The organism is Streptomyces sp. CAI-85 (assembly GCF_013363615.1).
In the GTDB taxonomy this organism is placed as follows: Bacteria; Actinomycetota; Actinomycetes; order Streptomycetales; family Streptomycetaceae; genus Streptomyces; species Streptomyces antibioticus_B.
The window spans coordinates 21,387-28,513 of the sequence record NZ_JAANNX010000063.1 but is presented as its reverse complement, the minus strand read 5'-3'; the positions used below and the strand labels follow the sequence as shown (position 1 = coordinate 28,513).

Here is a 7,127-nt window from a genome sequence, read left to right as displayed (position 1 = left end):
TCGACACCGAGGCTCTGGATGCCGGGTACTGGTACCGCAACCTGCGCCGCACGGTCCGCTTCGAGGACGCCGTACGCGCCCTCGCCGACCAGGACCACACCGCGTTCGTGGAGGTCAGCCCGCACCCGGTGCTCGCCATGAGCATCCAGGACACCGCCGAGGACGCGGCCGTCACCGGCACCCTGCGCCGCGACGACGGCGGCCTGGACCGCTTCCTGACCTCCCTCGGCGAGCTGTGGGTCCACGGCGTCGACGTCGACTGGGCCCAGGCCTTCGCCGGCACCGGATCCCACCACACCGACCTGCCCACCTACGCCTTCCAGCACCGCCACTACTGGCTGACCGTCGACCCCTCGACCGCGGGTGACGTCGGGGCCGTCGGGGTGCTGCCAGCCGAGCATCCCCTGCTCGGGGCGGCGGTCGACCTGCCGGAGGCGGAGGGGGTCGTGCTGACCGGACGCCTGTCGGCGCAGGCCCATTCCTGGCTCGCGGGCGAGGGCGGGAGCGTGCTGCTGCCCGCGACGGCGTTCGTGGAGCTGGCCGTGCACGCGGGTGACCAGGTCGGCTGCGACACGGTGGCGGAGCTGACGCTCCGGGAGCCGCTGGTGCTACCCGCACGGCGCGCCGTGCAGCTGCGGGTGCGGGTGACCGAGGCCGACACGGAGGGACGGCGGGTCTTCGGCGTCCACTCGCGCGCCGAGGACGCCCTCCCGGGCACGCCGTGGGCCTGTAACGCCACCGGGCTGCTGGTGCGGGCCGGTGCGCCGGTGCCGCAGTGGGGGCCAGCCGCCTGGCCTCCGGCGGGGGCGGCCCGGGTGGAGACGGACCGGGTGGACGCCCTGTGGCGGGGCGCCGACGGCGAGGTGTTCGCCGAGGTGAGCCTGGCCGAGGGCCAGCGGGTGGAGGCGGCCCGCTACGGCCTGCATCCGGCACTGCTCGACGCGGCCGTCGAGGCCGCGCGGTGCACGGCGGACGGCGACGCGGACACGGACCGGCTGCTGGTGCCCACGGCCTGGCGGGACATCGTCCTGCACGCGGTGGGGGCGGAGCGGCTGCGGGTGCGGATCAGCGGCGACGGGCGGCCGGAGGGCGTGTCCGTCGAGCTGGCCGACCCGAGCGGCGCGGCCGTCGCGTCGGTGCGGCTGGTGACGCTGACCGCCCTGGATACGGCGGAGTCGGACCCGGCGAGCGAGAGGGAGGGCTCGGCTCCGGTGCGTACCGTGGTCCGGCGTCCCGTTCCGGCGCGCCGTACCGCGGTGTCCGCCGGCGACGCGGGCGAGCCGGGGCTCGCGGTCCGGCTGGCCGGGCTGGCGGAGGACGAGCAGGTGCGGGTGCTCACCGAACTGGTGCAGGCCGAGGCGGCCGCGGTCCTCGGGCTTCCCGGTCCGGACGCAGTGGAGACGCGGCGCGGCTTCTTCGAGCTGGGCTTCAACTCGCTGATGGCGATGGAGCTGCGCAACCGGCTCAACGCGGCCACCGGGCTGCGGCTGCCGGCGTCGCTGCTGTTCGAGCACACCCGGCCGGCCGCCGTGGCCGCCCATCTGCGCGGGGAGCTGACGCGTGCGTCGGCCGCGCGCGGGCAGGCGCCGGGCGGTATCGAGGCGATGTTCCGGCAGTCGTTCGCCGAGGGCCGGCATGTCGCGGGGAACGAGCTGATCATGGCGGCCTCCCGGCTGCGGGACGCCTTCGACGTTGCGTCGGCCGCGGGCCACGCGCCGGAGCCGGTGCCGCTGGCCACCGGCGCGGAACGGCCCCGGCTGTTCTGCCTGCCGGCCGTGGTGGCGACCGCCGGTCCCCAGCAGTACGCCCGTTTCGCCGAGCGCTTCCGCGGCCGCCGGGACGTCACGGTGCTGCCCCAGCCGGGCTACCTGCCCGGCGAGCCGATCCCCGCCGACATGGCGGCGCTGGCCGAACTGCACGCGCAGACCCTGCGCCGCATCGCCGGTGAGGAGCCGTTCGTGCTGGTGGGGCACTCCGCGGGCGGCCAGATCGCGCACGCTGTGACCGCGCGTCTGGAAACCCTCGGCATCCAGCCCGCGGCCCTGGTCCTGCTGGACGTGCCGTGGCCCGCGGACGACGCGGAGAACGCGGAGGTCGGCGCGGCGATGCTGGGCGTGGCCTTCGACCGGGAGCGGAAACTGGGCGGCGGGATCATGAACGACGTCCGGCTGACCGCTATGGGCGGCTACCACCGCCTCCTGGCCGACTGGCGCCCCGAGCCCGTCAGGACGCCGACGCTGCTGGTGCGCGCCACCGAACCGATGCCGTCGGCGTCCGGAGCGCAGGAGGACGACCCGGTGATGCTCCGCATCGACTGGAAGCTCGGCCACACCGCGCGGGACGTGCCCGGAAACCACTTCAGCATCGTCGAGGACCACGCCGGGGACACCGCTGGCGTGGTCGAGGAATGGCTCACCGAAGTCACCGTCATCACCGGAATCACCGCGAACGGCGCGGCGGGTTGAGCGCCCGTCGAGTGTTCGTAGCAAGCGAAGCAAACGCCCAACGAAAGTCAGGACTCGTGACCAAGCACATCGCCGTTCTCGGAGCCCCGTACCACGGGCATGTGAACCACACCCTGCCCGTCGTCGCCGACCTCGTCGGCCGCGGACACCGGGTCACCTATGTCACCACCGAGCATTTCGCGCCGTCCGTGTCGGCGGCCCGTGCCCGCGTCGTGACGTACGAGTCGGTCTGGCCGGCCGACCGCAGCGTGCCGCCGGAGATGTCGGCGGACGAGATGGCGGAGGGGCCGCTGAAGATGCTCTCGGAGAACGTGGCGGTCACGGCCGCCGCCGAGCGGGAGCTGGCCGGGGACCGGCCGGACGTGGTGGTCTACGACACCCTCATGAACTTCTCCGGCCGGGTGCTGGCCGAGAAGTGGGAGATACCGGCCGCACAGCTGATTCCGATGCTCGCCTCCAACGAGCACTTCTCGGTGCTCGCGGCGCTGGCGCAGGAGTTCCCCGCGATGGACCCGCAGCATCCGGCACTGCTCGAATTCGGCATGAAGCTGGCCGAGTTCCGCATCGGGCACGGTCTGTCCGTGCCAGGGCCCGGCGACATCCTCGGTGTGCCGGAGGAGCTCAACGTCGTGTTCGTGTCCAAGGAGTTCCAGCCCGCCGCGGACACCTTTGACGAGCGGTACGTCTTCGTCGGTCCCGCGGCGACCGCGGGCGGCGGCGAGGCAGGCTCGTGGCAGCCGCCGCAGGGTGACACGCCCGTGCTGCTGATCGCCCTCGGCACGCTGTTCAACGAGCGGCCCGACTTCTACCGGGCCTGCCTGAAGGCCTTCGCCGACCTGCCCTTCCACGTGGTGATGGCGACCGGCGAGCATGTCGACCCCGCCGACCTGGGCGCCGTACCGGAGAGCTGGGAGGTGCACCGGCAGGTGCCGCAGCGTGCGGTGCTGGAGCACGCCGCGGTCTTCGTCACGCACGCGGGCATCCGCTCCACGATGGAGTCGCTCGCGGCCGGCGTCCCGCTGGTGGCCGTGCCGCAGTCGGTGGAGCTGGACTTCACCGCGCGACGCATCGCGGAGCTGGGCCTCGGCGTGCGCGTCGCCCGCCTGGAGGCCTCGCCCGAGGCGCTGCGCGAGGCGGTGCTGACGGCGGCCGAGGACGCCGGGATCCGGCAGCGGGTGACCGCCATGGCCGGGCACGCCCGGGCCGGCGGCGGCGCGGCCGCGGCGGCGGACGCGATCGAGGCGTACGCGGAGCGGGCCTGAGATGGCGGCGGGACACTGGGCCGGCCGCACGGTCCTGGTCACCGGGGGACTGGGCTTCATCGGGTCCCACTTCGTGGAGGAGCTGCTGGGCCAGGGCGCACGGGTGCTGTGCCTGTACCGCCGGGACCACCCGGAGGTACGGGCCGAGCTGCCCGTCACCGAGGCGCTGACGACCCTGCGGGTCGACGTCCTGGACGAGCGGGCGCTGCGGGCGGCCGCGGACACGGTCTCGGCGCTCGACATGGTCGTCAACTGCGCGACCCTCGACGGCAACATGCAGTTCCTGCTCCAGGAGGCGGGCCGCATGCTGGACGAGAACATGCGCATCGTCTCCAACGTGCTCAACCTCGCCCGTGACCGGGCCGTGCCCGACGTGGTGCTGATCAGTTCGGCCGAGATCTACGCGTACGACGAGACGCGGCCCGCGCGCGAGGAGGACGACCACCGGCGGCACATGGACTTCTCGCCGAATGGCTACCGGATGTCGAAGATGTTCACCGAGGTGCTCGCGGACCTCTACCGCACCCAGTTCGGCATGAACATCTACACGCCGCGCCCCACCAACGTGTACGGGCCGCGCGACGACTTCGCCACGACGACGAACCACGTCATCCCCAACATGCTGATGCGGCTCGCCGCCGGACAGGACGTCGAGGTTTGGGGCGACGGAAGCCAGCTGCGGACCTTCATCCACGTGCACGACCTGGTGCGCGCGGTGCTGTGCATGGTGCGCTCCGGGGAGTATCCGGCGCTCAACATCGGGACGCCGGAGCCGGTCTCCATCCGGGATCTGGCGTTCCTCGTCGCCCAGGCGGCCGGTCAGGACCCGGACCGGATCCGGTCCGCCCCCGACAAGCCCGTCGGGGCGACCCGGCGGGCGCTCGATCTGGAGCGATTCCACAAGGTCGTCGATTTCACGCCGCGCCCGCTGAAGGACGGCCTGCGGGACACCGCGCGGTGGTACCGGAAAAACGTGCTGGAGGTCCAGTGAAGGTTTCGTTGCAGACGTTCGGAACCCGCGGTGACGTGCATCCGTTCCTGGCGCTGGGCATCGGCCTGCGCCGGCGCGGACACGACGTCAGCGTCGCGACGTCGAGCGACTTCAAGGCGATGGTCGAGCTGGCCGGCCTGGAGTTTTGCGAGATACCCGGAAAGGCGGCCGACCACTTCGCCGACCCCGACGTCATCCGGGCGATCCGCAAGAGCGCCTCGTCGCTGCGCACCGCGCTGGTCATGAAGCGGCCCACCACGGAAGAGTTCGCCCACTCCGTGGAGCGGATGCAGGAGGCCGCCGGGGGCGCCGACTTCGTGCTCACCTCGATGATCTGCCGTGGCTATGGGTTCGCGGGCGCCACCGCGCCCTGGGGCACCGTCAACTGGTGGCCGATGACCCCGACCCAGGAGTTCCGCGCGTACAAGACGCCCGACCTGCCGCTCGGGCCCGCCTACACCCGGTTCACGCACGCCATGTCCGCCCAGCTGGAGTGGGCCGTGCACCGCCCGGCCGTCAACAAGGTCCGCATCCGTCAGGGGCTGGTGCCGCTGAAGAAGTCGCCGATGGGCACGCTCGGCGTCGAGCACCCCGTGCTCTACCCCTACAGCCCCGCCTTCATGCCGCCCCCGGCCGACTGGCCGGCCCGCGCCCACGTCACCGGCTACTGGGTCTGGGAACGCCCCGAGCAGGAGCCGCCGACGGGGCTGGCGGACTTCCTCGACAGCGGCTCCCGGCCGCTGGCGCTGGCCCTGGGCAGCGCCTGGCCGGTGTACGGCGAGCAGACCTTCCACGCCGTGCGGGACGCGGTACGCCACGCCGGGCGGCGCCTGGTCGTGGTGGGCGGGCCCGAGGGCATCGCCTCCGACGACGTGTTCCGGGTCCAGGAAGTGGACTACGGCTGGCTCTTCCCGAGGGCGGCCGCGGTGATCCACGGCGCGGCCTTCGGCACCACCGCCGACACGCTGCGCGCCGGTGTGCCGCACGTGACCGTGCCGTGCTGGGCCGACGGCCCGTACTGGGCGGCCCGGCTGGCCGAGATCGGCGTCGCGCCGGCCCCGGTGCCGTTCCAGCGGATGACCGGCGAGCGGCTCCGGCAGGCCGTGGCGGCCGTTCTGGACGACCCCCGGCCCGCCGAACGGGCCGCCCTCATCGGCGAGCGCGTGCGCGCCGAGCGAGGCGTGGACACGGCCTGCGACCTCATCGAGACCGCAGTGGCCGCGCCCGCCTGACCCACCCCCACCCCTCAAGGCTTGGAGAGTCACACCCGCATGACCACGTACGTTTGGGACTACCTTCCGGAATACCAGGACGAGCGTGCCGACATCCTCGACGCCGTCGAGAAGGTCTTCTCCTCGGGACGCCTGGTGCTCGGCGAGAGCGTCAGCGGCTTCGAGGCCGAGTTCGCCGCCTATCACGGCATGCGTCACGGCACGGGCGTCGACAACGGTACCAACGCCGTCAAGCTCGCCCTCGAAGCGGTCGGCGTCGGGCCCGGCGACGAGGTGATCACTGTGTCCAACACGGCCGCCCCCACCGTCGTGGCCATCGCTGGCGCCGGTGCCACGCCCGTCTTCGTGGACATCCGCGCCGAGGACTTCCTGATGGACACCGACCAGGTCGCCGCCGCGATCACCCCGCGCACCAAGGCCCTGCTGCCGGTGCACCTGTACGGGCAGTGCGTGGACATGGCGTCTCTGCAGTCCCTCGCCGCCGAGCACGGCCTCGCCCTGGTCGAGGACTGCGCGCAGGCCCATGGCGCCCGCCACCACGGCCGCCTCGCCGGCACGATGGGCGACGTCGCCGCGTTCAGCTTCTACCCGACCAAGGTCCTGGGCGCCTACGGAGACGGCGGCGCGGTCCTCACCGACGACGCCGGCACCGACGCCGCCCTGCGCCGCCTGCGCTACTACGGCATGGAGAAGGTCTACTACGTCGTCCAGACCCCCGGTCACAACAGCCGCCTGGACGAGGTGCAGGCCGAGATCCTGCGCCGCAAGCTGACCCGCCTCGACACCTACATCGCTGGACGCCGTGCCGTGGCCCGCCGTTACGAGGAGGGCCTGGCCGACCTCACCGCCCCCGGCGGCCTGCAGCTGCCCGGAACCAACCCCGGCAACGAGCACGTGTACTACGTGTACGTCGTCCGCCACCCGCAGCGCGACCTGATCATCGAGCGCCTGAAGAGCGAGTACGACATCTCCCTCAACATCAGCTACCCGTGGCCGGTGCACACCATGACCGGCTTCGAGCACCTCGGCTACCGCAAGGGCGCCCTGCCGGTCACCGAGGCGCTGGCCAACGAGATCTTCTCGCTGCCGATGTACCCCTCCCTGCCCGTGGACCTCCAGAACACCGTGATCGGTGCCCTGCGCGACGTCCTCAAGACGCTGTGACCCCACGCTTCGA

Annotated in this window: 5 protein-coding genes; all 5 read left to right on the top strand. The window is 72.7% G+C overall.

Features of this window, described 5'->3' with window-relative positions:
- Positions 1-2,465 (top strand): thioesterase domain-containing protein (locus G6W55_RS32335; protein ID WP_175524266.1); only part of this gene is annotated, 2,465 nt, incomplete at its 5' end.
- Positions 2,466-2,521: 56 nt separating this feature from the next.
- Complete coding sequence (locus G6W55_RS32330) at positions 2,522-3,727, top strand: macrolide family glycosyltransferase (protein ID WP_175524265.1); 1,206 nt, start codon at positions 2,522-2,524, stop codon at positions 3,725-3,727.
- Position 3,728: 1 nt separating this feature from the next.
- Positions 3,729-4,718: an NAD(P)-dependent oxidoreductase gene (locus G6W55_RS32325; RefSeq protein ID WP_175524264.1), complete on the top strand. Its 990-nt coding sequence runs from the start codon at positions 3,729-3,731 to the stop codon at positions 4,716-4,718.
- 8 nt (positions 4,719-4,726) lie between these two features.
- Positions 4,727-5,950: a glycosyltransferase gene (locus G6W55_RS32320; RefSeq protein ID WP_217687653.1), complete on the top strand. Its 1,224-nt coding sequence runs from the start codon at positions 4,727-4,729 to the stop codon at positions 5,948-5,950.
- Positions 5,951-5,989: 39 nt separating this feature from the next.
- Complete coding sequence (locus tag G6W55_RS32315; RefSeq protein ID WP_175524262.1) at positions 5,990-7,114, top strand: DegT/DnrJ/EryC1/StrS aminotransferase family protein; 1,125 nt, start codon at positions 5,990-5,992, stop codon at positions 7,112-7,114.
- Positions 7,115-7,127 lie beyond the last annotated feature (13 nt).